The sequence below is a fragment of the Serratia fonticola genome, from assembly GCF_001006005.1.
GTDB classification, from domain to species: domain Bacteria; phylum Pseudomonadota; class Gammaproteobacteria; order Enterobacterales; family Enterobacteriaceae; genus Chania; species Chania fonticola.
Genome location: NZ_CP011254.1, coordinates 381,084 through 407,616 on the forward strand (window position 1 = coordinate 381,084; position 26,533 = coordinate 407,616).

Below are 26,533 nucleotides of genomic sequence, written 5' to 3' on the forward strand. Positions count from 1 at the left end.
CGTCTATGCTTTCCCCTGTGATGCCATTATTCCGCTTTCAGCACTTTCACCGTGTAGCGGCCATCCGGCTGGCGGTAAGCCCCGTGAATATCGGTCTCAAAGCCCGGATAATGCGCGCCGATTTCACACAGCATTTGCAGGAACTCCAACACCGGGCGGCTTTCTTCGGTCAGCATTTCCCCCGGCATCACCAACGGTACACCTGGAGGATAAGGCAGGATCATATTGGCATTGACCTTGCCGACCATATCCTCCAGATAGACTTCCTCCACTTCGCCGTGCAGCTCTTTCTGGAAGGCGTGGTAAGGGTTCATCACCATGGTTGGCAGCACTTCAAAGGCGCGGTACATCAGGTCCGGCAGGTTGTGATGCTCGACCAGGCGATGGATGTTCTGCGCCAGATCCTGGATGCGCATGTTTTCATAGAACTCGGGCGCTTCCTGATACAGCGATGGCAGCATGTTTTTCACCCGCAGGTTCAAATCGAACGAGCGTTTGAAATCGGTCATCGCGCGCAGCAGGCTCAACGCTTTGGTTTTATCGATACCAATGCTGAACAGGAACAACAGGTTGTACGGGCCGGTTTTCTCCACGATGATGCCGCGTTCATCCAGGTACTTGGCGACCAGGCTGGCCGGGATACCGAACGGTTGCATCTCGCCTTCTTTGCTCATCCCTGGGGTGAGGATGGTCACCTTGATCGGGTCGAGATACATGTGTTCGTTATCGATGTTTTTGAAGCCGTGCCAGGCGCTGTCGGAACGCAGCGGCCAGCATTCTGGTTCATCGATATGCTCCGGCTGCCAGACGTCAAAGAACCAGCCTTCAGATTCCACTTTCAGCCGTTTGATTTCTTTACGGAACTTGATGGCACGCTCGATGGAACCGTTAATCATGCGCTTACCGGCGTTGCCCTTCATCATCGCAGCGGCGGTTTCGGTGGACGCCACGATGCCATAATGCGGCGAGGTGGTGGTGTGCATCATATAGGCTTCGTTAAAGGTCTCTTCGTTGATGTCACCCTTAACGTGGATCATCGAAGCCTGCGAGAACGCCGCCAACAGTTTGTGGGTCGACTGGGTTTCATAGATCACCTTGCCTTCAACCCGCCCCCCGCTCATACCGCATTTGCCTTTGTAGATCGGATGGAAGTTGGTGTAAGGCACCCAGGCAGAATCGAAGTGGATCGATTTAACGTCCAGAGTTTCTTTGATGAAATCGGTGTTGTACAGCAGGCCGTCGTAGGTGGAGTTGGTGATCACCGCGTGCGCTGGCCAGCTGGCGTTCGGCGTTTCTTTCACCCGCTTGGCGATGGTGGCACGGCTGAATTCGCTCTGCGGGATGCCGCCGAGAATACCGTAGGCATTACGGGTTGGCCGGAAGTAGATCGGCGTGATGTCACTCATCATCATCAGATGGGTCAATGATTTGTGGCAGTTACGGTCGATCAGCACGGTGCTGCCTGCCGGAGCGGCATACATACCGACAATCTTGTTGGCGGTGGAGGTGCCGTTGGTCACCATGTAGCTGCGTTCGGCATTGAATACGCGGGAAATGTACTCTTCGGCCTCTTTGTGCGGGCCGGAGTGATCCAACAGCGAACCCAGTTCGGAAACCGAAATGGAGATGTCAGACTTCATGGTATTCGGGCCGAAGAAGTCATAGAACAGGCTACCTACCGGGCTTTTCTGGAAGGCGGTGCCGCCCATATGGCCTGGAGTACAGAAGGTATATTTACCTTCACGTACGTATTTGAACAGCGCCTTGGTCAGCGGCGGCAGGATGGCATCGATATACTCGTCGGTGTTCTGTTTGATCTTGGCGGCGATATCTTTGGCCGCACCCAGCGCGTATTCGAAGAAGCGCACCTGCATGCGCAGATCGTTGAGGCTGACATCGAGCGTCGAATAGGTGTTGGCGAAGGCATACAGCGGCATGTATTCATTGAGCTGGCTGATCTCTTCACACAGCTCAAGATTGTATTTGTCCCAGTCGAAAATCACGCCGCACAGGCGGGCATTGTTTTCGATCAGCTTTAATAAATCTTCACGGTCATTAGGGTAGACGATGCGGAAGTCCAGGCTTTCCAGCGCCTGATGCAGTTCGCGGATCGGCTCTTCTTTGAAGTAGACACCCATGTGATTCATGATGGCGATAACGTTCATAATCATTTCTCCAGGCAAAGCGGGCCCCTTCCCGTCGCGGCTGACAGGTCGGAAAGAAAGGGGCTGGGTAAATTCAGTGGGTCAGAGCACGCAATCTCAGTGCGCTTTGGCCGTGGCGCTGTCGTTGACCGCTGCGGCTGCTTTGGCAACCTGGCGGGTATTCATTTTGCGGGCATAGAACATCAGGATGATCAGGCTGACGATAAAGGTGCCGGACAGCTCGAAGGAGTTGGCACCCATCAGGGCGATAAAGCAGAATCCACAGCCCAGTACCGACGCCACCAGGCTCAGCAGGTTACGCACGTTGACGCCTTCAAAGCGGATCAGGTCAACGCAGGAGTAGAAGTAAGGCAGCATGGTCAGCAGCACCGCAATCCCGGTCAGTTCGCCGAACAGGTCGGAAGCTTTGCCGCCGCTGGAGTTCATCACGGTGATCAACACCATCAGTGCAGTCATTTTGCAGCTTGCCAACAGCAGGCCCTTCTTCGGAATGCCGTTTTTATCCAGTTCGCCATACACTTTCGGGAAGTTGCCGTCGTTAGCCGCACGCACCCCGGCCTGACCTACCAGCATCATCCAGGAACCCAACGAGGTCAGGCAGGCAAAGGCGGTGAAAGCGGATACCATCGGGGCCGCCCAGTTACCCATAATGGCGGAGGCGCTGATGGCGAAGGGAGCACCGCTGGCAGCCATTTGCGCCGCAGGGAACATCCCGCTCATCACCTGAGTGGCAGCAATATAGATAATCCCTGCCAGGCCGGTACCGAGCATGGTCGCCAGTGGTACGGTACGTTTAGGGTTTTTTACCATCCCGGTGCTGACGGCGGCGGATTCAACGCCGATAAACGCCCACAGGCAGAGCAGGATACTTTTCACCACGGCATGGCTGTCGGTGGTACCCGAGGTATTCCAGTTAGCTTGATAGGTTGCAACATCAAACCAGTGCCACCCCGCCACGGCGGTGATCACTATCGGGATCAAGACCAGCACCAAACCCAGCGTGGTCAAGCGGCTGACCCAGGTGCCCCCCAGCAGATTGACAAAGGTGAATATCCAGACGATGGCAATACAGGCAATCCCGGCCGGAACCGGATTATTCAACGCGGGGAAGAAAGTAGAGAGATAAGAAACGGCGGTAATACCGATTGCCAGGTTACCGATCCAGTTGGCATGGTAGTAAAGCACGCCAGTCTGGAAACCGAACGCCGGGGAGATTTCCCCAGCATAGGCAATTGGCCCACCCTGCTGCGGGTTTTTGGTCGCCAGGCGGGCGTAAACATAAGCCAATGACATCGCGCCGACGATAGAAATCACCCATCCCCAGATGGCGATAGATCCCAGACTTGCCAGGTTTGCCGGTAATAAAGCAATCCCGCTCCCCATCATATTACCGGCGACGACGCCGGTGCAGGCAATAAGCCCTATTTTCTTGGATGAAGCCATGGTCAGTTTCTCCTGATTATCGATGCTGATAAGTGCTGAGCATTAAGAGGCGAGATTAATGAACAGACTTGATAATCAGGATGCTAACGGTCGGCTAAAATAAAGTCCTAAAGATAAGGTGAAATTACGCTCATGATCCTACAAATGATATCCGGAGGTTTTTAACTCACATATCAAGATCGCAGGATGAGCTAAAGAAAAGATAAAGTTTGTTTAGAAACAATAAGATAAATTCTATGCGTAGCTGTAAATAATGGTGCAACAGATGGGAGCCATGCAGAACGCCGACACGCCGTAAACCCATCCTTGGGGGCTCGAATCGCGCATCCCTGCGCTCAACGGTCGTAACCGTATGACTCCCACCAGCCTTAGACTTTTAGTGTCGCTGTATTTGTGCCAGCGGTTGGCAATGGAGTTATTTTTGCGTGTCGTAATTGTCTAAATAAGGAACAACTGCGGTGACTGAGGTTTGGAATACGCCATTACGGATCCAATGCAGCGTGTTTTCACCGGGGCGAAGGTTGAAGGCGGTAATATAAGAATCCGCAGCCTGATGGTTATGGCCCTGCATTTCGTAGACTTTGCCTAGTAATACATAGTTCAACCATGACATCTGTAGATCGATAGCTTTATTAATGGCGCGGTAAGCCTCATCGGTTTTCCCTTGGGAAAGCGCATCGACGGTAACTATCTGCTGCAAGATGGGTGAATTTACCAATGCTGGTAACGTCCCCAGGCGGGTAATTTCCGTTCGTAGCTGTGCCAGTTCGGCCGCATCAAGAGGTTGGTAGGAGTTACGCAGCAAATCCACCAGCGCTTTTTCGGCAACGGCATACTCAAAGTCCGGCGAGGCTTTGATTATCGCCTCCAATTGGCTGCTGGCGCGGGTCAGTGAGTCCGCATCACCCTGTACCAGCAACTGATGTGCCTGATAGAAACGCTGCAGCGCCGGGCCATTTTGCGGCAGCAACTGCGCCAAACGCAGTGCCAGTTGCTGCGGCCAAGGCTGTTTCAACGCCGCCGACAGGCTGGTAAGGAAATCCTGCTGAATTTTTAGCTGATTATCGGTGGTAATAAAGTAGCGTTTATCCAGCATGATCGAGCTGTCGGCATTATCCACCAGCCGCACCGACAGGAAGCATTGCTGGGCACGGTAATGGCGTTGGTTAACAAACTCGATATACAGCGACTTGCCGGAGCTGCTCGGCCCGGCAAAATTGTAGTTGGTCTGATCGTGTACCAGGAACGTGGAATAGGTATTCAGCGCGTCGGTGACCAGTTCACTCACGCCAACCACGTAAGAGAGCTGTGGCGTCCAGTTGCTGCAGCTGTTACCCCCCTGGATACGAATGTCGATATCACGCGGGTTGAGCAACACCGGCATAGTGGACACCGGAATGCGCTGAGACAGGGTCGCAATGCCGACAAAGGCGACGCAGGCAGACAGCGCCGCCAGGAAAGTCAGCCAGACCCAAAAGGGTGAGCGTTGATAAAAACGACCTGCCGCAGTGGGTAACAGGGCCTTTGGCTTGGTAGCCGGACGCGGCGGTATATAGGCGGGAGCCTCTTCTTCGCTGCCATCTTCCGGTTCATGCATTACCACGGCTACCTGGGGTACCAACGGCGGCGCATCTTCCCCCTCTTCACACCACATGACCGGTGCAGTCAGTTTATAGCCGCGTTTGGGGACGGTGATGATGTATTCGGGGCTGTCCGGATCGCCGTCTTTCAGATATTTGCGCAGTTCGGAAATGCACTGGGTCACCACATGGTTGGTGACGATATTGCGCTTCCAGATGTTATCAATCAGCTCGTCGCGGCTGAGCACCACGTCCGGGTGCTGAGCGAAGTACTGCAACATATCGATCAGGCGCGGTTCCAGCGTCCGTTGACGCCCATCACGGCTTATGCGGTTGTCGGCCGGGGTGATCAGCCACTCCCCGACGCGGAAAACAGGCTCTTGCATGGCGGAAATAACTCTGTGGACACTGAGGGCAAGGGCGCGATGATAGCATAACGACCCATAACTTGGGCCGTTCTCAGCAGATTAAGCATTCATAGTTCATATAATTCGAGCGGTAATCCGTCAGGATCGCTGAAAAAGGTAAAGCGGGATTGGGTATAGGGATCGACCCGAATTGGCTCGCAAACGACCCCGGCCGCCTGTAAATGCGCTATCGATGCCTCGATATCCTCTACGCTGAATGCCAGGTGACGCAGGCCACAGGCTTCCGGGCGGCTCGGCCTGGCTGGAGGAGATGGGAAAGAAAACAGTTCAATGACGTATTGGCCATTCAGCGCCAGATCGGCTTTCCAGGAGTCACGTTCTTCGCGGTAATATTCCGCTAACAGGGTGAACCCCAGGATATCGCAGTAAAAGTGCTTACTGACGGCGTAATCAGAACCAATCACCGCTATATGGTGAACCTGTCGTAATGCCAACATGGATGAACTCCGTAAGTTATTTAGTGACCCCTCACCCCAACCCTCTCCCACAGGGAGAGGGAGCTGATACGGAGCCGTAATCAGGTTTAAGAGTCAATCTGTGAGGTTTTCAGCACCTTCACCAGATAACGCCCATCCTCGGTCAACTTGGCCCCGTGGATATCGGTTTCAAAACCTGGATAGTGTTCGCCGATCGAGCACAGCATCAACAGGAAATCGAGCACCGCACGGCTCTCTTCGGTGATCATCTCCCCCGGCATCACGACCGGCACGCCCGGCGGATAAGGCAGGATCATGTTCGCCGCTACCTTGCCGACCAACTGGTCAATCTCGCAGGTTTCAACATTACCGCGCACCTGCTGCTGGAACATCTCATAAGGCGTCAGCTTCATCTCCGGCAGGACGTCAAACGCACGCAGCATCAGGCCCGGTAAATCGTGCTGGCGGATCAGTTGGTGGATCCCGGCAGCCAGATCCTGAATGCGCATATGGCGGTAGAAGTCCGGATCTTCAGCATACAGATCCGGCAGCATGTTTTTCACCCGCAGGTTAAGATCGTAAGCACGTTTGAAATCCGTCAGGCTGCGCAGCAGGCTCATCGCCTTGGTCTTGTCGATGCCAATGCTAAACAGGAATAGCAGGTTGTAAGGACCGGTTTTTTCCACCACGATCCCACGCTCATCCAGGTATTTTGCTACCAGCGCGGCAGGGATCCCGCTTTCCTCCAGCTCACCCAGTTCGTTCATCCCCGGCGTCAAAATGGTGACCTTGATCGGATCCAGATACATATGATCGCTGTCGGTCTGGCCGAAGCCATGCCAGTTGTCGTCCGGGTTCAGCGGCCAGCACTGTGCCTCGTCAATCTCTTCCGGCTGCCAGATATCGAAGAACCAGGTGTCACTCTCGGCACGCAGGCGTTGCACTTCACGGCGAAAATGCAGGGCTCGCTCCACGGAGCGATTAATCATGCGCCGCCCCGGATTACCACGCAGCATCGCCGCAGCGGTTTCCATCGAAGCCACAATGCCGTAATGCGGCGAAGTGGTGGTGTGCATCATGTAGGCTTCATTAAAGGTGTTCTCGTCATAATCCCCTTTAATGTGGATCATCGAAGCCTGAGAGAACGCCGCCAACAGCTTGTGGGTCGACTGAGTTTCATAGATCACCTTGCCCGGGATGCGATCGCCACTCATGCCGCTCTTGCCGTCATAAATCGGGTGGAAATTGGTGTAAGGCACCCAAGCCGAATCGAAGTGGATCGACGCTACGTCCAGCGTTTGCTTGATGTAATCGGTGTTATACAGCAGGCCGTCATAGGTAGAGTTGGTGATCACCGCATGCACCGGCCAGCTGGCGTTGGCGGTGTCTGCCACCCGCTTGGCAATGCTGTCGCGGGTAAATTCGCGCTGGGGAATACCGCCTAAAATACCGTACGCGTTACGCAGCGGGCGCAGGTAAATCGGCACGATGTCACACATCATCAGCAGGTGACACAGCGATTTATGGCAGTTACGGTCAATCAATACCGTGCTACCGGCAGGAGCCGAATACATGCCGACAATCTTGTTGGCAGTAGAGGTGCCGTTGGTCACCAGATAGCTCTGCTCCGCGTTGAACGTGCGGGCAATGTACTCCTCCGCCTCCAGATGCGGGCCGGTGTGATCCAGCAGCGAGCCGAGCTCCGTCACCGAGATGGAAATATCCGCCTTCAGGGTGTTGGCACCAAAGAAATCGTAGAACAGGCAGCCCACCGGGCTTTTCTGGAACGCGGTGCCCGCCATATGGCCCGGCGTACAGAAGGTATATTTCCCCTCCTTCACATAGGTGAACAGCGCCTTGGTCAGCGGGGGGGTGATGGTGTCCATATACTCATCGGTATACTGGCGAATGCGCTGGGCGATATCGTCGGCAGCGTTCAGACCATACTCGAAGAAATAGAGCACCATACGCATTTCGTGCAGGTGGACGTCGAAAGTGGAGTGGGTGTTGATAAACGCATACAGCGGCAGGTATTCATTCAGCTCATTGATTTCGCTGCACAGCTCCAGGCTGTATTCGTCCCAGTCGAAGATCACCCCACAGATACGCGCATTGTGTTCGATCAGCTTGAGCAGATCACCGCTGTTCTTCGGGAAAACCAGTTGGAAACCCATTGAGGCCAGCGCCACGTGCAGCTCGCGGATAGGCTCGTCTTTGTAATAAACGCCCATCGGGCTCATGATCGCAATGATATTCATCGCAGCTATCCTTTAGTTAACTACCAATAGCTTATAACAACATAAAAAGCCGAAGCTGTCTTACGCGCATAAAAAAACCGCCCGGAGGCGGTTTCATATTGCTGAGTGGACGTTTGTAAGGGCTAGCATGTTCCGCCGTAGGGGCGCCGCATGCTGCGCCCACTTAGCAATAACCGTAGTTCATCAGCCGTTGATAGCGACGGTTGAGCAACTCTTCGTTGTTCAGGCCATCCAGATCCGCCAGGTCCGCCAACAGTTGGGCTTTCAACGAAGCCGCCATTGCCGGTACGTCTCGGTGAGCGGAGCCCAACGGCTCAGGGATCACAGAATCGATCAGCTTCAGCTCTTTCAGGCGCGGTGCAGTGATGCCCATCGCTTCTGCGGCAATCGGAGCCTTATCGGCACTTTTCCACAGGATCGAGGCGCAGCCTTCCGGCGAGATCACCGAATAGGTGCTGTACTGCAGCATATTCACTTTATCGCCCACGCCGATCGCCAATGCCCCGCCGGAGCCGCCTTCGCCGATCACGGTGCAGATCACCGGGATATTCAGGCGAGACATTTCACGCAGGTTGCGGGCGATCGCCTCAGACTGGCCACGCTCTTCCGCACCCACGCCAGGATAAGCACCTGGGGTGTCGATGAAGGTGATCAGCGGCATCTTGAAGCGGGAGGCCATTTCCATCAGGCGCAGCGCTTTGCGATAGCCTTCCGGTGCTGGCATACCGAAGTTGCGGCGAATTTTCTCTTTGGTTTCACGCCCTTTCTGATGACCAATGATCATCACCGGGCGGCCATCGAGGCGCGCAATACCACCGACAATGGCTTTGTCATCGGCATAGGCGCGATCGCCTGCCAGCTCTTCAAAGTCGGTAAAGATGTGTTTGATATAATCCAGGGTATAAGGACGGCGCGGGTGGCGTGCCAATTGGGCAATCTGCCAGGCCCCAAGATCGGAAAAAATCTTGCGCGTCAGCTCAACGCTCTTCTCACGCAGGCGCTGAACCTCTTCGTCCAGATTAATATCTAATTTTTCGTCTTGACGGCTGACTGCGGTCAGCGAGTCAATTTTCGCTTCCAGCTCTGCAATCGGCTGTTCAAAATCAAGAAAATTCAGACTCATAGCATTCCTATTTTAGTCAAATTCCAGTTCCACCTGCTCATTACCTACCAAGGTCCGCAAATCTATCAACAAGCGGTCGGTCGGCGTCACGCGCCAAGTTGCACCAAAGCGCAATCTTGCCCGTGCATCTTCCCGTTGATAGTAGAGATGCACTGGAATCGTCCCCGAGCGATGGGGTTCCAAAGACTGACGGAGACGGTTCAAAAGCTGGTCATCAATTTGCCTGTCCGTCAGCGAGATAGCAAGCCCGCGAGCGTATTTTTCACGTGCTTCACTGATGTCCATTAATTCACGAGCGGTCATTTTAAGCCCGCCGTTAAAGTCATCAAAGCTGACCTGTCCAGTCGCGATCAGGATACGGTCTTTTTCCAACAAATGCTGGTATTTTTCCAAGGCATCGGTGAATAACATGATGTCCAGACGCCCAGAACGGTCATCCAGCGTACAAATGCCGATGCGGTTGCCGCGTTTGGTCATCATGATCTTGGAGGCAATCACCAACCCGACGGCGGTAGTCATCTTGCCGCGATCCGTCGGGTGCATATCTTTCAGACGCTGGCCACCGGCATAGCGTTCGATTTCTTTGAGATACTGGGTGATCGGGTGACCGGTTAGATACAGCCCCAGCGTTTCCCGTTCACCATCCAACACCACCTGTTCCTGCCAAGGGGGGACGTTGGCGTAGGATTGCTCTACCTGCTCCGGCGCTTCCGCCAGCACGCCAAACATATCCGCCTGACCGATGGCTTCGGCTTTGGCGTGCTGATCGGCCGCTTTAAGCGCATCCCCCAGGGAGTTCATCAACGCGGCGCGATGAGGCCCCAGGCGATCGAACGCCCCGGACATGATCAGCTTTTCCAGAATACGGCGGTTGAGCTTTTTAATATCGGAGCGGGCGCACAGGTCGAACAGATCTTTAAAATACCCCTGCTCGCCAGAATTACGCGCTTCGATAATTGCTTCGATCGGCCCTTCCCCTACTCCCTTGATGGCGCCAATGCCATAGACGATCTCGCCCTCGTCATTAACGTGGAAGTGATACTGCCCGCTGTTGATGTCCGGCGGCAGGATTTTCAGGCCCATGCGCCAGCACTCATCCACCAGCCCCACCACCTTATCGGTGTTATCCATATCGGCGGTCATGACCGCGGCCATAAACTCGGCCGGATAGTGGGCCTTCAGCCACAGCGTCTGGTAAGACACCAACGCATAGGCAGCGGAGTGCGATTTGTTAAAGCCGTAACCCGCGAACTTCTCTACCAGATCGAAGATTTTTACCGACAATTCGCCGTCAATGCCGCGCGATTTGGCACCATCTTCAAAACCGCCGCGCTGCTTGGCCATCTCGACCGGGTTCTTTTTACCCATGGCACGACGCAGCATGTCCGCCCCGCCCAGCGTATAGCCAGCCAGTACCTGAGCGATCTGCATTACCTGTTCCTGGTACAGGATGATGCCATAGGTCGGCTCCAGCACCGGCTTCAGCGATTCATGCTGCCACTGGATATCAGGGTAGGAGATCTCTTCGCGCCCGTGCTTACGGTCGATAAAGTTATCTACCATGCCTGACTGTAACGGGCCGGGGCGGAACAACGCCACCAGTGCGATCATGTCTTCGAAGCAGTCAGGCTTCAGGCGTTTGATCAAATCCTTCATGCCGCGCGATTCAAGCTGGAATACCGCAGTGGTTTCCGAGCGTTGCAGCATGTCGAAGCTTTTCTTGTCCTCAAGCGGAATGGCCGCGATATCTATCGGTTCCAAGCCGGTCTTGGCACGGCGGGCGTTGATCATCTCCAACGCCCAGTCGATGATGGTCAGCGTACGCAGGCCGAGGAAGTCGAACTTCACCAGCCCGGCGTATTCCACATCGTTCTTGTCAAACTGGGTAACCGGGTGGTTACCTTCGGCATCGCAATAGAGCGGTGCAAAGTCGGTGATCTTGGTTGGCGCAATCACCACGCCCCCGGCGTGTTTACCGGCGTTACGCGTCACGCCTTCCAGCTTGCGCGCCATGTCGATCAGCGCTTTGACCTCTTCGTCTGCCTCATAGATTTCCGGCAGTTGCGGCTCTGCCGCAAAGGCTTTTTCCAGCGTCATGCCCGGATCGGGCGGCACCAGCTTGGAGATACGGTCGACGAAGCCATAAGGGTGTCCCAACACGCGCCCCACGTCGCGGATAACCGCCTTCGCCGCCATGGTTCCGAAGGTGATGATTTGCGATACCGCCTCACGGCCATACATCTCCGCCACGTGCTCGATGACCAGGTCACGCTTTTCCATGCAGAAGTCGACGTCGAAGTCGGGCATCGAGACACGTTCCGGGTTCAGGAAGCGTTCGAACAGCAGGTCAAACTCCAGCGGGTCGAGATCGGTGATTTTCAGCGCATAGGCCACCAGCGAACCGGCACCAGAGCCACGCCCCGGGCCTACCGGCACATCGTTATCTTTCGACCACTGGATGAATTCCATTACGATCAGGAAGTAGCCCGGGAATCCCATCTGGTTGATCACTTTCAGTTCCAGATCCAGACGCTCATCGTATTCAGGACGTCGTTCGGCACGGACTTCAGGGTCCGGGAACAGGAATTCCAGACGTTCTTCCAACCCCTCTTTGGACTTGAGCACCAGGAAATCTTCGGTGGTCATATCGCCGGTGGGGAACTGTGGCAGGAAATATTCGCCCAAACGGATGGTGACGTTACAGCGCTTGGCAATTTCCACGCTGTTTAGCAACGCTTCCGGGATGTCGGCAAACAGCTCGCACATCTCCTCTTCACTGCGCATGTACTGTTGCGGGCTGTAGTTTTTCGGACGTTTGGGATCGTCGAGCGTGAAGCCATCATGGATCGCTACGCGGATCTCATGGGCGTCAAAGTCATCTTCCACCAGGAAACGGACGTCGTTGGTGGCGACTACCGGCAACCCACGTTCGGTTGCCAGGGCTACGGCGGCGTGCAGATAGTTTTCTTCATCCCCACGGCCGGTGCGGATCAGTTCGAGATAATAGCTGTCTGGGAAATGCTGCTGGTAAAACTCCAGGCACTGATCGACCAGGGCCTGGTTGCCACGCAGCAGAAACTTGCCGACGTCGCCCATGCGTGCACCGGAAAGCAGGATCAACCCGCTACGATGTTCTATCAGCCAGTCGCGATCGATCACCGGGCCTGCCGGGCCATAACCGCGCTGATACGCCCTGGAGATTAATAGGGTGAGGTTTTGATAGCCAACGTTATCGGCTGCCAGCACGGTAAGCTGTGCCAGCTCATCGCCCAGCTCTTCGCTTTGCACATGGAAATCCGCACCGATGATCGGTTTGATCCCGGCACCGTGCGCACTGCCATAAAACTTCACCAGACCACACATATTAGTGAAGTCGGTGACGGCCAAGGCTGGCATGGCTAACGCGGCAGCTCTTTTCACCAACGGGCCGATCTTGGCTAATCCATCTATCATGGAGTAGTCACTGTGCACGCGCAGATGAATAAAACGAGGTTCGGCCATATCCAGATACCAACGTGTTGGGGTTCAGCTTGCTGAACCGGGGTTACATTAGGGTGTGGGGAAGATCACCGTAGCCATTTCCCCTCACCCCGACCCTCTCCCAAAAGGAGAGGGGGCGTAATATTAAGCATCGTGTGAACTATGCGGCTTGGTTACTTAGCTGACGAGCCAGACTCCAGCGCCCGTCTTACCGGGGCAAAGCTGCGGCGATGATGCTCGGTAGCCCCCAACACGGCCAGCTTTTCCAGATGGAACGCGGTGGGATAGCCCTTGTGTTGGGCAAAGCCATAATCCGGGAAAATCGCATCCAGCTCGGTCATTTCGCGATCGCGGGTTACCTTCGCCAGAATTGACGCGGCACTGATCTCCGCAACCCGGCTATCCCCTTTCACCACCGCTAACGAGCGCATCGGCAATTTGGGGCAACGGTTGCCGTCAATCAACACCATGTCCGGTGCGATATGCAAACCCGCAACCGCGCGCTGCATCGCCAGCATGGTGGCATGCAGGATATTCAGTTGGTCGATCTCGACCGGCTCAGCACGCCCCAGGCTCCAGGACAGCGCCTTTTCCACGATCTCGTCGTATAACGCCAGGCGGCGCTTCTCGCTGAGCTTTTTGGAATCCGCCAGGCCAACAATCGGCCGTGCAGGATCGAGGATCACCGCAGCGGTCACAACGGCACCCACCAAAGGCCCGCGCCCTACTTCATCCACACCGGCAAACAGCCGGGCGGCAGGGTAAACAAAGGGTTCCATCATGCTTTTGCCAGCTCTAACACAGCCTGAGCGGCCTGTTCATCGGCACCACAGCGAATGCTCTGATGCAGTTCAAGGAAGGTCTGTTTCAACAGCTCCGCCTGCGGGCTGTCTTCCAGCAGCGGCAATAACGCCGCGGCCAGCTTATCCGGTACACAATCGTGTTGCAGCAGTTCGGTGACAATTTCACGCCCCGCCAGCAGGTTAGGCAATGAGACATACGGGGTTTTCACCAGCCGCTCCGCCAGCCAGAAGGTAAATGGCTTCATGCGGTAACCCACCACCATCGGGCATTTTGCCAACATGCATTCCAGCGCTGCGGTGCCGGAAGCCAACAGAGCGGCATCGCTGGCCACCATCGCCTCACGCCCTTTGCCATCCAGCAGGTGAACCTTGAGCTCAGGCGCGACCTCGGCCTTGATGCGTTCAAACTGCTCACGGCGCTTGGCGTTGACCAAAGGCACCACCACTTCCAGATCGGGATAATGCTCGCGTAGCAGTTGAGCGGTACGCAGGAAGTCACCACTGAGCATTTCCACTTCGGCATTACGGCTGCCGGGTAGCAATGCCAAACAGCGAGCGCCCGGGTCAATGCCCAGCGTAGCGCGTGCGGCCAGCTTATCCGCCTGCAGTGGCATCGCATCGGCCATGGTATGACCGATAAAGCGGCAAGGGACGTTGAAACGATCGTAAAACGCTTTTTCGAAAGGGAGGAACGCCAACACCAGGTCGGTCGCTTTACCTATTTTGAAAACGCGTTTCTGACGCCAGGCCCACACGGACGGGCTGACATAGTGAATAGTGCGGATACCGCGCTGTTTCAGGCGGCCTTCCAGCGTGAGGTTGAAGTCTGGCGCATCGATACCGACAAACACGTCAGGCTTCAGCTCACTGAACCGGCGGGTCAGATCCTTGCGGATCTTCAACAGGCGTGGCAGACGCTCAAGCACCTCTACCACGCCCATCACCGCCAGCTCTTCCATTTCGTACCAGGTTTCACACCCTTCGGCCTGCATCAGCGGGCCAGCGACACCGACAAAGCGGGCGCTTGGGTAGTGCGTCTTAAGCGCACGAATTAATCCGGCACCCAGAATATCACCGGAGGTTTCCCCGGCGACCAATCCGATAGTCAATGGACGATTTGGCATAACTCAGCGAATAATCCCACGGGTAGAACGCGCAAAGAAATCGAGGAACTGCTGTACCACTGGCTGCTGTTGCGCCAGGGTTTCGATCTCTGCTTTAGCCTCGTCGAAGGTCTTCTCGCTGCGATAGAGGATCTTGTAGGCATTACGGATCGCCTGCATTTGATCCTTATCAAAACCACGGCGTTTCAGACCTACGGCGTTGATACCAAATGGCGTCGCGTGGTTACCCTGCGCGATGACAAAAGGCGGTACGTCCTGAGCGACACCGGAGCAACCACCGACCATCACATGGGCACCAATCACACAGAATTGGTGGATCGCGGTCATGCCGCCAATGATGGCGAAATCGTCGATCTCCACATGACCAGCCAGCGTAGCGTTGTTGGCCAACACGCAGGAATTGCCAACCACGCAGTCATGAGCAACGTGCACGTTGACCATCAGCAGGTTGTCATTACCGACTTTGGTCAGGCCCGTTCCCTGTGCAGTACCGCGATGAATGGTGACGCTCTCACGAATGCGGTTACGATCGCCAACTTCAACCCGAGTCGGTTCGCCAGCGTATTTGAGATCCTGATTCACTTCGCCGATAGAGGCAAACTGATAGATCTCGTTATCGCGGCCAATCTTGGTGATACCGTTCACCACCACATGCGATTTGAGGACCGTACCCGCGCCGATTTCCACCTGGGAGCCGACGTAGCAGAAGGGACCTATATGCGCACCAGCGCCGATAACGGCGCCTTCTTCAACGATCGCGCTTGGATGGATAAAGGCGGTTTTATCAATCACGGATTATGCCTCCCGGCTGCGGGCACACATCATGGTTGCTTCGCAGACAATTTTTCCATCGACGGTCGCCACGCCTTTAAAGCGGGTCAGACCACGACGGGTTTTCTCGAAAGTGACTTCCATAATCATCTGATCGCCAGGCACCACAGGGCGCTTGAAGCGAGCTTCGTCAATACCGGCGAAATAGTACAGCTCGCCCGGTTCCAGTTTACCCACGCTCTTAAATGCCAGGATACCCGTGGCCTGAGCCATAGCTTCCAAAATCAGCACGCCTGGAAAAATCGGTTTACCAGGGAAATGCCCCTGGAAAAACGGCTCATTAACGGATACGTTCTTCACTGCACGCAGATATTTATGCTCTTCGAAATCCAATACACGGTCAACCAGCAAGAATGGATAACGGTGAGGAAGCAGTTCCAGAATTTCTGCAATATCTAGAGTATGAGTGTCAGTAGTCAAAATACTCTTCCTGTCTCTAAAAACTGATGGCATCAACAACACGGCCTGCGTTGACCCCAAAAAGGAGATCATCAGGCAGGCCGCAAATTAACAACTCTTTGCGCTTTTGGCATCATTGCCAACGCGTTTCGTTTTATACCCAGCATCCCGGGCCGTGGTGATTAGTCTTTTCCGACTTTTCGTTCGACAGCTTTCAAGCGCTTGCTAATCTCATCGATATTCATCACCAACGCCGCGGTTTTACGCCAAACTTTGTTGGGTTGTAACGGAATGCCAGAGGAGTATACCCCAGGTTCGGTGATTGGTCGCATAACCATTCCCATCCCGGTGACAACTACCTGGTCAGCAATCTCCATGTGACCATTGATCACACTGGCGCCGCCAATTTGGCAATAGCGCCCGATTTTCAGGCTACCCGCCATGATCACACCGCCCGCGACGGCGGTATTCTCGCCAATCACCACGTTGTGTGCAATCTGACACTGGTTATCTATGATAACACCATTCCCAATCTGGGTGTTATCCAACGCGCCACGGTCAATGGTGGTACAGGCACCAATCTCAACGCGATCGCCAATAATCACCGTGCCAAGCTGCGGGATCTTGATCCAGTTGCCACGCTCGTTGGCGTAGCCGAAACCGTCCGCACCAATTACCGTTCCCGATTGGATCAGGCAGTGCTGGCCGATTTCCACTTCATGATAAATCGTCACGTTGGCCCACAGACGCGTACCTGCGCCAATGCGTGCCTGCTTGCCGATAAAGCAGCCCGGGCCGATGACCACGTTATCGCCCAGTTCAACACCGGATTCGATAACCGCGTTCGCCCCAATAGCAACGTTCTGCCCCAGCTTGGCCTCAGGAGAGATCACCGCGCTTGGCGCGATATCTGCTGCGGGTGCTGGCGTGGTGTCCATCAACTGCGCCATACGCGCATAGGTCAGGTAAGGGTTTTTAACTACCAGCGCTGCGCTACGGCAGTGTGGTAGGTCTGCTTCGGTGAGTACCACGGCACTCGCCTGGCAGGAAGCCAGCTGCTGTTGGTAGCGGCTGTTTGACAAAAACGTGATTTGGCCAGGCTGTGCGGAATGCATAGAAGCAATGCCGGTGATGACGAGATCGCCATCACCGTGCAATTGTGCATCCAACTGCTGCGCTAAATCAGCCAGTCGAATTGAAGGCATGGCGTTATTTAACCTGTTTCAGCACGTCTGCAGTAATATCTTTTGAAGAGCCTGCATAAGCAACTGCGTTAGCGTCGATCACGACGTCATAGCCTTCTTTGCTGGCAACGGCTTTCACAGCATCCTGAATACGGCTCAGGATCTTGTTACGCTCTTCCATCTGGCGACGACGATTGTCCTGCTCGAAAGCCTGCGCTTTCTGAGAGAACTTCTCACGCTGAGCCATCACGTCTTTTTCCATCTTGGTGCGATCGCTGGCTTTCATGGTAGAACCATCACGCTGCAGTTTCTGCATTTTGGTTTGCAGATCGCGTTCCATGTTCTGGAGTTCGCCTGCGCGGCCTTTGAATTCGCTTTCCAATTGCTTGGCTACGGTTTCACGAGCTGGCAACTGTTGGAAAATGCTAGAAACGTTAACAACAGCAATCTTGTCAGCTGCCTGAACGCCTGCAGAAGCAGCCATTGCTAAACCGAGGCCTGCGGCACATAACCACTTTTTCACTATAAACTCCTTACCATCACCCATTTGTGTCACATGACACTTTTGAAAGTACACAATCTGCCAGACTTATCACATTACACAATGAGATTTCTCTCGCTATGAGCTTGTTTAAGCCTGGCATTTGCGATTCTTGTACCGCTATGCCCACGGGTGAAACCGGTTATTACCAGGTTTTACCGATGTTAAACTGGAACTGCTCCGACCTGTCGCCGTCGTATTTCTTGATCGGATCCGCATAGGAGAAGACCAACGGCCCCAGTGGAGACATCCACTGCAGCGCAAGACCGGCAGACACGCGAATGTTGCTCGCTTTGCTGTAGTCTGGCACCCCGTACATCAGCGTCTGATCGGTGTTTTCCCAGTGGGTATCCCACACGGTACCGGCATCGATAAACAGCGAAGTACGCACCGAGTTGGCGTATTTCTCGCTGAGGAACGGCGTAGGCGTGATCAATTCCATACTTGCCACGGCCATGGCGTTACCGCCCACCGCATCGTTCGAGCTACAAATCGGCTGAGAGGTAGTCGTTCCCGGCGCGTACTGGCAAGAATACGAGTTGGAGTTGTAGTACACGGCTTTTGGACCAATGGTGTTGGACTGGAAGCCACGTACGGTACTTGAACCACCCGCATAGAAGTTTTCATAGAACGGCATTTCTTTACCGCCCAACCCATCGGCATAGCCTAGACGGCCACGACCCAGCAACACCCAGGTCTTGTCATCGTTAAGCGGCATATACTGCGCGGTGTCCAACGTCATCTTGTAGTATGAGTTGTCGGAACCCGGCACGGTCACCTTGGTGTTGAACGTAGTGCGGTTACCCTGGGTAGGGAAGTAGCCACGGTCCAGATTATTATAGGTCCAGCCCAGGTTGAGCGTGAAGTCATCGGCTGTAAAGCTGGCACGATCGATCAGGTTAGGATCCTGCCCCATCGAGTTCAGATAGCGCCACATGGCGATCTGAGGCTGCATTTCTGACAGGGAGTTATGGACGTAACCCAGGCCAGCGCGCAGCGAGTTGTTCTCGTTGATCGGGAAGCCCAGCGTGCCGTCAATACCGTAACTGCTGTTGGTATAGTCGGACAGATCGGCGTTATCCGCTTTAAAGTCGTTATAGAAGATACGGCCGCCCAGACTCACACCGTCAACGGTGAAGTACGGGTTGGTCACCGACAGCTCGGTATAGGTCTGGTAGTCGTTCTTGGTGCCGCTGATGCCAACAGAGTAGCCCGTGCCCAGCCAGTTATCCTGCTGTACACCCGCCTGGAAGCTGACGCCACTTTCGGTACCGTAACCCACACCAAAGTTCAGCGTCCCGGTGTTACGTTCTTTCACCTTATAGGTGATATCAACCTGATCGGCAGAGCCAGGGACACGCTGGGTTTCAACATCGACCGTCTCGAAGTAGCCCAGACGGTTCAGACGTTCTTTACCCTGCTCGACCTGATCGTTACCCAGCCATGCCCCTTCCATCTGGCGCATTTCGCGACGCAGAACGGAATCTTTACTGGTGTCGTTGCCTTCGAACTTGATACGACGCACATAGAAACGGTTACCCGCATCGATGTTGACGTTCAGCTTCACGGTTTTATCCGCGTCGTTGATTTCAGGTTGAGTCTGTACGCGAGGATAGGCGTAACCATAACGGCCAAACATCTTCTTGATGTTATCTTCCATTTTGGTCACTTTGGTGCCGTTAAACAGCTCACCCGGCTCAATCTTGGTCAACTGGGCCACTTCTGCCGAATGACCGGCCAGGTTGCCATTCACCACCACGCCGGAAAGCTTGTACTGCTCGCCTTCGGTGATGTTAACGGTGATATAGATGCCTTTTTTGTCTGGCGTCAGGCTGACCTGCGTCGAATCGATATTGAAACGGGCATAGCCGCGATCCAGATAGAAGCTGCGCAGGCTCTCAAGGTCCCCCGCCAGCTTTTGCTTCTGGTATTTGCGATCGGCCACTACGTTCCACCACGGCACGTCATCACGCAACTGGAAGTGCGCGATCAGCTCATCGTTGGTGAAGGCCTGGTTGCCGACAATGTTGATTTGTTGAATCTTGGCGGAAACCCCTTCCGTGAACACCAGTTTAAGGTCAACACGGTTACGCGGCAACGGCGTGACAACGGCTTTCACCGAGGCACTGTATTTACCGACGCTGTAGTAGAAGTCTTCCAACCCTTTTTCAATGCTGGATAAGGTGGTGCGGTCGAGTGCTTCACCAACCCGGACGCCAGAGGCTTCCAGGTTTTGCTTGAGCATGTCATCTTTCACCGATTTGTTACCGGAGAAAGTGATGCTGGCAATGGTAGGGCGTTCCTTAACCTGAACAATCAGCGTATCACCATCGCGCAGTACGCGAACGTCCTCGAAGTTGCCAGTGGCAAACAAGGCACGGATGGTATTACCGATATCATCATCAGAGACGGTATCGCCTACGCGAACCGGCATGTTGAGTAACGCCGCACCGACGGCGACTCGTTGCAGGCCTTCGAAATGAATATCCTTCACTACGAACCCGTCTGCACCGTATACGGTGGCGCTGCCAAACAGCAGCGACGCTATGAGCAACTTTTTCATCGCCATCGTTGTTATGCGTTCTTCCTAACCTGTCCCCGCCCCTAAAGACGAGAAAAATCATTGAAAAGTGCAAGACCCATCAGCAGTACCAACAAGATCGAACCAATGCGGTAGCTGTAGTCCTGTACTCGCTCAGAAACTGGCCCCCCCTTCAGCTTTTCTATCGCCAGGAAGAGGAGATGCCCACCATCTAATACCGGTAATGGGAAGAGGTTGATGATCCCTAAGTTGACGCTAATCAACGCCAGAAACATCATATAATACACAAAACCCACCTCTGCTGATGCCCCTGCTCCCTGTGCAATGGAAATCGGGCCACTCAGGTTGTTCAGCTTCACATCACCGGTAATCAATTTACCTATCATGCTGACCGTAAGGTGCATCAGCTGCCAGGTTTTGTCCCCCGCCTGATACAGCGCAGAGAACGGCCCATATTGACGGATGGTCTTGTACTCATCCGGCAGAGGGATAACTTTAGGTATAATCCCGGCAAACCCCACCGCTTTGTCTTTTCCCACCGGCTTTGTATCTGGTATCAGCGTTAAAGACAAGGGGGCGCCGTTTCTTTCTATCTCTAAAACCAGCGGTTGCCCCGGTGCGTTGTGGATACGTTTAACCAACGTAACCCAACGGCCAAGTGGCTGACCATCGACTTTAACGATCCTGTCCCCCGCTTGTAAACCTGCCTTTTGCGCAGCTGACCCGGACTGGACTTCTGCCAGCACGGATTCAATCTGCGGGCCACGCGGGATCATGCCTAGAGAACGCACGGGATCTTCTTTGTCCGGCTCAAAGCTCCAGTGGCGCAAATCCAGGGTCTTGCTCACCTTTTGTGAAGAACCAAACGGGGCAATTTCCACCTCGGTTTGCGTATCACCGATTTTGGTCACCAACGCCAGACGAACAGATTCCCAATCAGGCGTTTCGATACCGTCAACGGACTTAAGTTCCATTCCCGGAGAAATTTCGGCATGGGCGGCAATGGATTGCGGAGTAATTTCACCGATGACCGGGCGGTAACTCGGCACGCCGATGATAAAGACGATCCAATAGGCAAGAATGGCAAACAGGAAATTGGCAATGGGGCCCGCGCTGACAATCGCCGCGCGCTGCCAGACGGTTTTATTGTTGAACGCCTCATGACGTAGCTCGGGAGCTACCGTTTCGACGCGCTCATCGAGCATTTTGACATAGCCGCCAAGGGGGATCATGGCGACGACATATTCGGTGCCCTGACGATCGGTGCGGCGCCATAGTGCACGGCCAAAGCCGATAGAGAAACGCTCCACACGGACGCCACAGCGGCGGGCCACCCAAAAGTGCCCGAACTCATGCACGGTGATCAATATACCCAGAGCGATAATAAACGCGACCAAGTTCCAGAGTACGCTGACCATAGAATCCCTTTACTCCCCCCGCCGATGACGGATTAAAACACTAACAGCATCAAGCAGGCAAATACCGGTACCGCTGCGGTCAGGCTATCGATACGATCCAGAATGCCGCCGTGCCCCGGGATCAGATGACCACTGTCCTTGATACCGGCTTCACGTTTGAACATGCTTTCCGTCAGATCGCCCAACACCGAAGCCAGGGCCGCAATCACCGAACAGACCAATAGGGTCATAGGCACCACGTTTAGCGGCGCATAGCGGCCAAACAGCCACGAAATCACGGCAGACGTGACAAGCCCGCCGACCAGCCCTTCCCAGGTTTTGCCCGGGGAGACCTTCGGGGCCAGCTTGTGTTTGCCAAACAGCTTGCCGAACATGTAGGCGCCAGAATCTGCGCCCCAGACCAGCAGCATAACGTACAGCAACCACCAGGCACCGGTAAAATGATTCTCTTCATAGCCGAACTGACGCAGTGCCAGCATGCCCCAGAAAAACGGCACGATGGTCAACAGGCCAAAGACCAGCCGCAAGGTGCGCGAATTACGCCACAGCGCCGCCGAGCCTGGATAGAACAGCACCAGAAGCAGAGCCACCAGCCACCATCCCAGCGATAACCACAGCGGGCCAGCGATCTGCAATTGGTGAACAGACTGATGGTAGGCAGGCACGCTGAGCATCATCAGCGCCAATAGGAAACCGCACAATATCGCCAACCAGATACGTTGGGGGCGGGCAGCAAAGCCAGCCAACTGCCCCCACTCCCAGGCGGCTAACATGCACACAGCGAGTGTTACCAGGGCAAAGCCCATCGGCGGCAGCAAGAACAGCGCTGCGATAACAATCGGAATTAAAATCAGAGCCGTTATGATGCGAGACTTCAGCAAAAGTTCCCCCTAGGACGCATTGGCGTCGATAGGTGTTGTTCCTCCGAAGCGACGCTCGCGTTGTGCAAATGCATTCAGCGCACCTTCAAAGACAAGTTCATCAAAATCTGGCCAGAGTACATCAGTAAAGTAAAGCTCGGCGTAAGCAATTTGCCACAACAAAAAGTTACTGATGCGATGTTCGCCACCGGTACGGATCACCAGATCCACCGGAGACAGATCGCTCATACAGACGCGCTCGCCCAGTAACTCTTCGCTGATCTGATCTACGCACAGCGTACCTTGCTGCACTTGCTCGGCCAGATCCTTCACTCCCTGAATAATATCCCAACGACCACCGTAATTGGCGGCAACGTTAAGCGTCAGGCCATCGTTATTTTCTGTCAGTTGCTCCGAGCGGCGGATACGCTCTTGCAAACGTGCGCTGAACCGGCTGACATCGCCGATCACACGCAACCTGACATTATGTTTATGCAGGCTTTTTACTTCGCTGTCCAGTGCGCGGACAAAAAGCTCCATCAACGCGGAGACTTCCTGCGCCGGGCGGTTCCAGTTTTCGCTGCTGAAGGCATAAAGCGTGAGTGCATCTAAATGGTGACTGGCGGCAAAACTGACCGCACGGCGTACCGATTTCACCCCTGCTTTATGACCGAAGACACGTAACTTGCCCTGGCGTTTAGCCCAACGCCCATTGCCGTCCATAATTATCGCGACATGACGTGGCCCATGAGCAGAAAGATTAGCTTCTTGTTGGTTTGCGGACGACATAACTCGTACTTATTTCCTCGGTAGAAACACCACAGCCTTGCCGGAATATCGGACCTTACGCGCAAAAAAAGCCGTGTGCCTGACACAGCTTTTCAGTCTGCCTGCCTGATGCCCCAAGGAGCTCCCGGCAAAGATTGGCGTAAGTTTTCCCCGTCTTCTGGCTTGGCACTGCCCTATTGGCCGCGTTTGTCAGGTAAAAAGGGCTGCCAATCCGGCCATTATTCAACGGTATAACCGGTGATTATGGCGCAGACTATAACACCTCCGTGAAGCCTGAACAAACGGCCACACGGCGGCCTGGCGAGTTTACCAGCAAATTCAGACAATGTAGCAGAGCCGAATTTACCCACGGTATAACCCGCTCAAGTGATTAAACCCGCAGGTTACGAACCAGACCGCCAGCCACCTCACGCGCCTGACGATCGATCTCCAGCACCATCTCAATGCTGGTGGGCTCCGCTAGCGCCATACATTCAACAACCTTTTGGTTCACGGCTGAAATATCAGTAAAACGAATTTGTTGCTGCAAAAATGCCGCTACGGCAATTTCATTGGCCGCGTTGAGTGCGGTAGTCGCCGCCTGGCCTGCGTCGAAGGCTTCGATCGCCAAATACAGGCAAGGATAGCGCTCACGTTCCGGCTCAGAGAAGGTCAGCGCCCCGATACGGCAGAAATCGAGCGCTGCCACCCCGGAGTGGACCCTCTGCGGATAAGCCATGGCATGGGCGATAGGCGTGCGCATATCCGGCGTACCCAGTTGGGCCAGCACGCTACCATCGGCATAGCGCACCATGGAGTGGATCACCGACTGCGGGTGGAGGATCACTTCCATCTGCTCTGCCGAGGCGTTGAACAGCCAGCGAGCCTCGATATACTCCAGCCCCTTGTTCATCATGGTGGCGGAATCTACCGAGATTTTGCGCCCCATCGACCAGTTGGGATGCGCACAGGCCTGATCCGGCGTCATAGTGGCGAACTGTTCCATCGGCGTAGTACGGAACGGGCCACCGGAACCGGTCAGCACGATGCGCGAAACGCCGTGGGCTTCCAGCGAGCTATACCCCAGTTGGCGTTGGATGCTTTCTGGCAGGCTCTGGAAGATAGCGTTGTGCTCGCTGTCCAACGGCAGCAGCTGTGCCTGGCTCTTTTGCACCGCGTCCATAAACAAGCGGCCACAGGTGACCAGAGACTCTTTGTTCGCCAGCAGCACCTGCTTACCGGCACGAATAGCGGCCAGGGTGGGCAACAGCCCAGCGGCCCCGACAATGGCGGCCGTCACCTGGTCGACATCGTCTAATGCGGCCAGCTCGCAGGCTGCCTTTTCACCTGCCAACACGTCGGTTTTCACACCGTTTTCTGCCAGCACGGCGCGTAACTCATTGGCGGCCTGCTCATCGGCCATTGCCGCATAGCTCGGGCGGAACTCTATGCACTGCTGCGCCATGACCGCCACATTACGGCCAGCTACCAGTGCCTTGATCGCGAAAAGGTCGGGATTTTCCCTGACCACGGCCAGGGTGCTGGTGCCCACGGAACCGGTGGAACCCAGAATTGTCAGTTGCTTCATGAGATCGCTCTGAATCTACTGCGTGATGAGATCGGAAGTACACCACAGTGTAACTTGCATCACGGCTGGTTTACGCTTTGTGCGTACGATAAAACGAGATCTGCACCACAAAAAATAAAGCGCCGCCAAGGCGACGCTCTATTTCAAGGCGATGGAGATTAGAAATCCATCAGTTCTTTTTCTTTATCGGCCAATGCCGCATCAAGCAGTTTGATGTAGGCATCGGTCATTTTCTGGATGTCGTCTTGTGAACGGCGATCTTCATCTTCGCTGATTTCTTTGTCTTTCAGCAGTGCCTTCACTTTATCGTTGGCATCGCGGCGCACGTTACGCACGGCCACACGGCCCTGCTCGGCTTCGCCACGTACGACCTTGATCAGATCCTTACGGCGCTCTTCCGTCAGTGGAGGAAGCGGAACGCGGATCACGGTGCCAGCCGAGCTTGGGTTCAGGCCCAGATCGGAAGACATAATGGCTTTTTCTACCGCCGACCCCAGAGAACGGTCAAACAGGTTGATCGCCAGCGTACGGGAATCTTCTACCGTGACGTTGGCCAGTTGGCGCAGCGGCGTTGCTGCACCGTAGTATTCCACCATGATGCCGTCCAGGATGCTTGGAGAAGCACGGCCAGTACGGATCTTGCTGATTTGGTTTTTGAATGCTTCGACGCTTTTTTCCATGCGTGAATCAGCATCTTTTCTGATTTCATTAATCACGTTGCGAACCCTTGGAAGCTGGTTACTTGGCAGGCTGTACTGAAAAGTATAGCCCGTGAATTTTACTTATCAGAAGCACACAACGCCTGGCGTTACCCGCTCCTGCGAAATTTGGCCAAACAGCCGTTATTTGGTGATCAGAGTACCTTCGTTCTCACCCATCACCACGCGACGCAGTGCGCCCGGCTTGTTCATGTTGAATACGCGGATCGGCAAGCCATGATCGCGGGCCAGCGTAAACGCCGCCAGATCCATCACTTTTAACTCACGCTCCAACACGTCCTGGTAGGTGATCTGTTCGTACAGCGTTGCGTCCGGGTTTTTCACCGGGTCAGCGGAGTATACACCATCCACTTTAGTCGCTTTCAATACCACATCAGCTTCAATTTCGATGCCGCGCAGGCAGGCCGCAGAATCCGTGGTAAAGAACGGGTTACCCGTACCGGCGGAGAAAATCACCACGCGGTTGTTACGCAGCAGGCTGATCGCCTCTGCCCAGCTGTAGTTGTCACATACGCCATTCAACGGAATGGCAGACATCAGGCGGGCGTTCACATAGGCACGGTGCAGTGCATCACGCATAGCCAGGCCGTTCATCACGGTAGCCAGCATTCCCATGTGGTCGCCCACTACGCGGTTCATGCCGGCTTGTGCCAGACCTGCACCACGGAAAAGATTGCCACCGCCAATAACTACACCGACCTGGATGCCCAGCTCGACCAGCTCTTTTACTTCCTGAGCCATGCGATCCAAAACGCTAGCGTCGATCCCAAAGCCTTCTGCACCTTGCAGGGCTTCACCACTCAGTTTGAGCAGGATACGCTGATAAACGGGTTTTGCATTGGTTGCCATGGTGTTCTGTCCTA

20 protein-coding genes are annotated in these 26,533 nt (G+C 54.7%); all 20 read right to left on the minus strand.

Features of this window, described 5'->3' with window-relative positions:
- Window positions 1–26: 26 nt before the first annotated feature.
- Window positions 27–2,165, minus strand: a complete 2,139-nt coding sequence (gene cadA / locus WN53_RS01640) for a lysine decarboxylase CadA (protein ID WP_024485570.1) — start codon at window positions 2,163–2,165, stop codon at window positions 27–29.
- Window positions 2,166–2,261: 96 nt separating this feature from the next.
- Complete coding sequence (gene cadB / locus WN53_RS01645) at window positions 2,262–3,608, minus strand: cadaverine/lysine antiporter (RefSeq protein WP_024485571.1); 1,347 nt, start codon at window positions 3,606–3,608, stop codon at window positions 2,262–2,264.
- Between the two features lie 415 nt (window positions 3,609–4,023).
- Window positions 4,024–5,574, minus strand: coding sequence for a lysine decarboxylation/transport transcriptional activator CadC (cadC, locus tag WN53_RS01650; protein WP_024485572.1), 1,551 nt, complete (start codon window positions 5,572–5,574; stop codon window positions 4,024–4,026).
- Between the two features lie 89 nt (window positions 5,575–5,663).
- Window positions 5,664–6,053, minus strand: a complete 390-nt coding sequence (locus WN53_RS01655; RefSeq protein WP_024485573.1) for a VOC family protein — start codon at window positions 6,051–6,053, stop codon at window positions 5,664–5,666.
- A gap of 86 nt (window positions 6,054–6,139) precedes the next feature.
- Complete coding sequence (locus WN53_RS01660; protein WP_024485574.1) at window positions 6,140–8,290, minus strand: lysine decarboxylase LdcC; 2,151 nt, start codon at window positions 8,288–8,290, stop codon at window positions 6,140–6,142.
- Between the two features lie 163 nt (window positions 8,291–8,453).
- Window positions 8,454–9,413: an acetyl-CoA carboxylase carboxyl transferase subunit alpha gene (gene accA, locus WN53_RS01665; protein WP_021806103.1), complete on the minus strand. Its 960-nt coding sequence runs from the start codon at window positions 9,411–9,413 to the stop codon at window positions 8,454–8,456.
- A gap of 12 nt (window positions 9,414–9,425) precedes the next feature.
- Window positions 9,426–12,914, minus strand: coding sequence for a DNA polymerase III subunit alpha (gene dnaE, locus WN53_RS01670; protein WP_024485575.1), 3,489 nt, complete (start codon window positions 12,912–12,914; stop codon window positions 9,426–9,428).
- Between the two features lie 152 nt (window positions 12,915–13,066).
- Window positions 13,067–13,675, minus strand: coding sequence for a ribonuclease HII (rnhB, locus tag WN53_RS01675; protein ID WP_024484324.1), 609 nt, complete (start codon window positions 13,673–13,675; stop codon window positions 13,067–13,069).
- Complete coding sequence (lpxB, locus tag WN53_RS01680) at window positions 13,672–14,820, minus strand: lipid-A-disaccharide synthase (RefSeq protein WP_024484323.1); 1,149 nt, start codon at window positions 14,818–14,820, stop codon at window positions 13,672–13,674. The genes rnhB and lpxB overlap by 4 nt, the downstream gene beginning before the upstream one ends.
- 3 nt (window positions 14,821–14,823) lie before the next feature.
- A complete protein-coding gene (gene lpxA / locus WN53_RS01685; RefSeq protein WP_024484322.1) occupies window positions 14,824–15,612 on the minus strand; it encodes an acyl-ACP--UDP-N-acetylglucosamine O-acyltransferase in 789 nt (262 codons plus the stop codon).
- A 3-nt stretch (window positions 15,613–15,615) separates the two neighbouring features.
- Window positions 15,616–16,071 (minus strand): 3-hydroxyacyl-ACP dehydratase FabZ, encoded by a 456-nt coding sequence (gene fabZ / locus WN53_RS01690; RefSeq protein WP_021179919.1) that lies wholly within the window; start codon window positions 16,069–16,071, stop codon window positions 15,616–15,618.
- 161 nt (window positions 16,072–16,232) lie between these two features.
- Window positions 16,233–17,255 carry a UDP-3-O-(3-hydroxymyristoyl)glucosamine N-acyltransferase gene (gene lpxD, locus WN53_RS01695; RefSeq protein WP_024484321.1) on the minus strand — a complete coding sequence of 341 codons (1,023 nt, stop codon included), beginning with the start codon at window positions 17,253–17,255 and terminating at the stop codon, window positions 16,233–16,235.
- Between the two features lie 4 nt (window positions 17,256–17,259).
- Window positions 17,260–17,757 (minus strand): molecular chaperone Skp, encoded by a 498-nt coding sequence (gene skp / locus WN53_RS01700; RefSeq protein ID WP_024484320.1) that lies wholly within the window; start codon window positions 17,755–17,757, stop codon window positions 17,260–17,262.
- Between the two features lie 163 nt (window positions 17,758–17,920).
- Window positions 17,921–20,344, minus strand: coding sequence for an outer membrane protein assembly factor BamA (bamA, locus tag WN53_RS01705; RefSeq protein ID WP_024484319.1), 2,424 nt, complete (start codon window positions 20,342–20,344; stop codon window positions 17,921–17,923).
- A 35-nt stretch (window positions 20,345–20,379) separates the two neighbouring features.
- On the minus strand, window positions 20,380–21,735 hold the full coding sequence (gene rseP, locus WN53_RS01710) for a sigma E protease regulator RseP (protein WP_024484318.1): 1,356 nt from the start codon (window positions 21,733–21,735) through the stop codon (window positions 20,380–20,382).
- Between the two features lie 32 nt (window positions 21,736–21,767).
- Complete coding sequence (gene cdsA / locus WN53_RS01715) at window positions 21,768–22,616, minus strand: phosphatidate cytidylyltransferase (protein ID WP_021179914.1); 849 nt, start codon at window positions 22,614–22,616, stop codon at window positions 21,768–21,770.
- Between the two features lie 9 nt (window positions 22,617–22,625).
- Window positions 22,626–23,384 carry a (2E,6E)-farnesyl-diphosphate-specific ditrans,polycis-undecaprenyl-diphosphate synthase gene (gene ispU / locus WN53_RS01720; protein WP_021179913.1) on the minus strand — a complete coding sequence of 253 codons (759 nt, stop codon included), beginning with the start codon at window positions 23,382–23,384 and terminating at the stop codon, window positions 22,626–22,628.
- A gap of 370 nt (window positions 23,385–23,754) precedes the next feature.
- Window positions 23,755–24,951 (minus strand): 1-deoxy-D-xylulose-5-phosphate reductoisomerase, encoded by a 1,197-nt coding sequence (gene ispC / locus WN53_RS01725; protein WP_024484317.1) that lies wholly within the window; start codon window positions 24,949–24,951, stop codon window positions 23,755–23,757.
- A gap of 158 nt (window positions 24,952–25,109) precedes the next feature.
- Window positions 25,110–25,667, minus strand: coding sequence for a ribosome recycling factor (gene frr, locus WN53_RS01730; protein ID WP_024484316.1), 558 nt, complete (start codon window positions 25,665–25,667; stop codon window positions 25,110–25,112).
- 126 nt (window positions 25,668–25,793) lie between these two features.
- Entirely contained in the window at window positions 25,794–26,519 is a 726-nt protein-coding gene (gene pyrH / locus WN53_RS01735) for a UMP kinase (protein WP_021179910.1), read from the minus strand.
- Window positions 26,520–26,533: the final 14 nt, after the last annotated feature.

Excerpts from the sequence above, each read along its gene's own strand:
- rnhB (WP_024484324.1), bottom strand. The coding sequence starts at position 13,675 with ATGATGGAACCCTTTGTTTACCCTGCCGCCCGGCTGTTTGCCGGTGTG.
- cadA (WP_024485570.1), bottom strand. The coding sequence starts at position 2,165 with ATGAACGTTATCGCCATCATGAATCACATGGGTGTCTACTTCAAAGAA.
- WN53_RS01660 (WP_024485574.1), bottom strand. The coding sequence starts at position 8,290 with ATGAATATCATTGCGATCATGAGCCCGATGGGCGTTTATTACAAAGAC.
- ispU (WP_021179913.1), bottom strand. The coding sequence starts at position 23,384 with ATGTCGTCCGCAAACCAACAAGAAGCTAATCTTTCTGCTCATGGGCCA.
- cadB (WP_024485571.1), bottom strand. The coding sequence starts at position 3,608 with ATGGCTTCATCCAAGAAAATAGGGCTTATTGCCTGCACCGGCGTCGTC.
- lpxD (WP_024484321.1), bottom strand. The coding sequence starts at position 17,255 with ATGCCTTCAATTCGACTGGCTGATTTAGCGCAGCAGTTGGATGCACAA.
- rseP (WP_024484318.1), bottom strand. The coding sequence starts at position 21,735 with ATGGTCAGCGTACTCTGGAACTTGGTCGCGTTTATTATCGCTCTGGGT.
- ispC (WP_024484317.1), bottom strand. The coding sequence starts at position 24,951 with ATGAAGCAACTGACAATTCTGGGTTCCACCGGTTCCGTGGGCACCAGC.
- bamA (WP_024484319.1), bottom strand. The coding sequence starts at position 20,344 with ATGGCGATGAAAAAGTTGCTCATAGCGTCGCTGCTGTTTGGCAGCGCC.
- pyrH (WP_021179910.1), bottom strand. The coding sequence starts at position 26,519 with ATGGCAACCAATGCAAAACCCGTTTATCAGCGTATCCTGCTCAAACTG.
- dnaE (WP_024485575.1), bottom strand. The coding sequence starts at position 12,914 with ATGGCCGAACCTCGTTTTATTCATCTGCGCGTGCACAGTGACTACTCC.
- lpxB (WP_024484323.1), bottom strand. The coding sequence starts at position 14,820 with ATGCCAAATCGTCCATTGACTATCGGATTGGTCGCCGGGGAAACCTCC.
- WN53_RS01655 (WP_024485573.1), bottom strand. The coding sequence starts at position 6,053 with ATGTTGGCATTACGACAGGTTCACCATATAGCGGTGATTGGTTCTGAT.
- cadC (WP_024485572.1), bottom strand. The coding sequence starts at position 5,574 with ATGCAAGAGCCTGTTTTCCGCGTCGGGGAGTGGCTGATCACCCCGGCC.
- accA (WP_021806103.1), bottom strand. The coding sequence starts at position 9,413 with ATGAGTCTGAATTTTCTTGATTTTGAACAGCCGATTGCAGAGCTGGAA.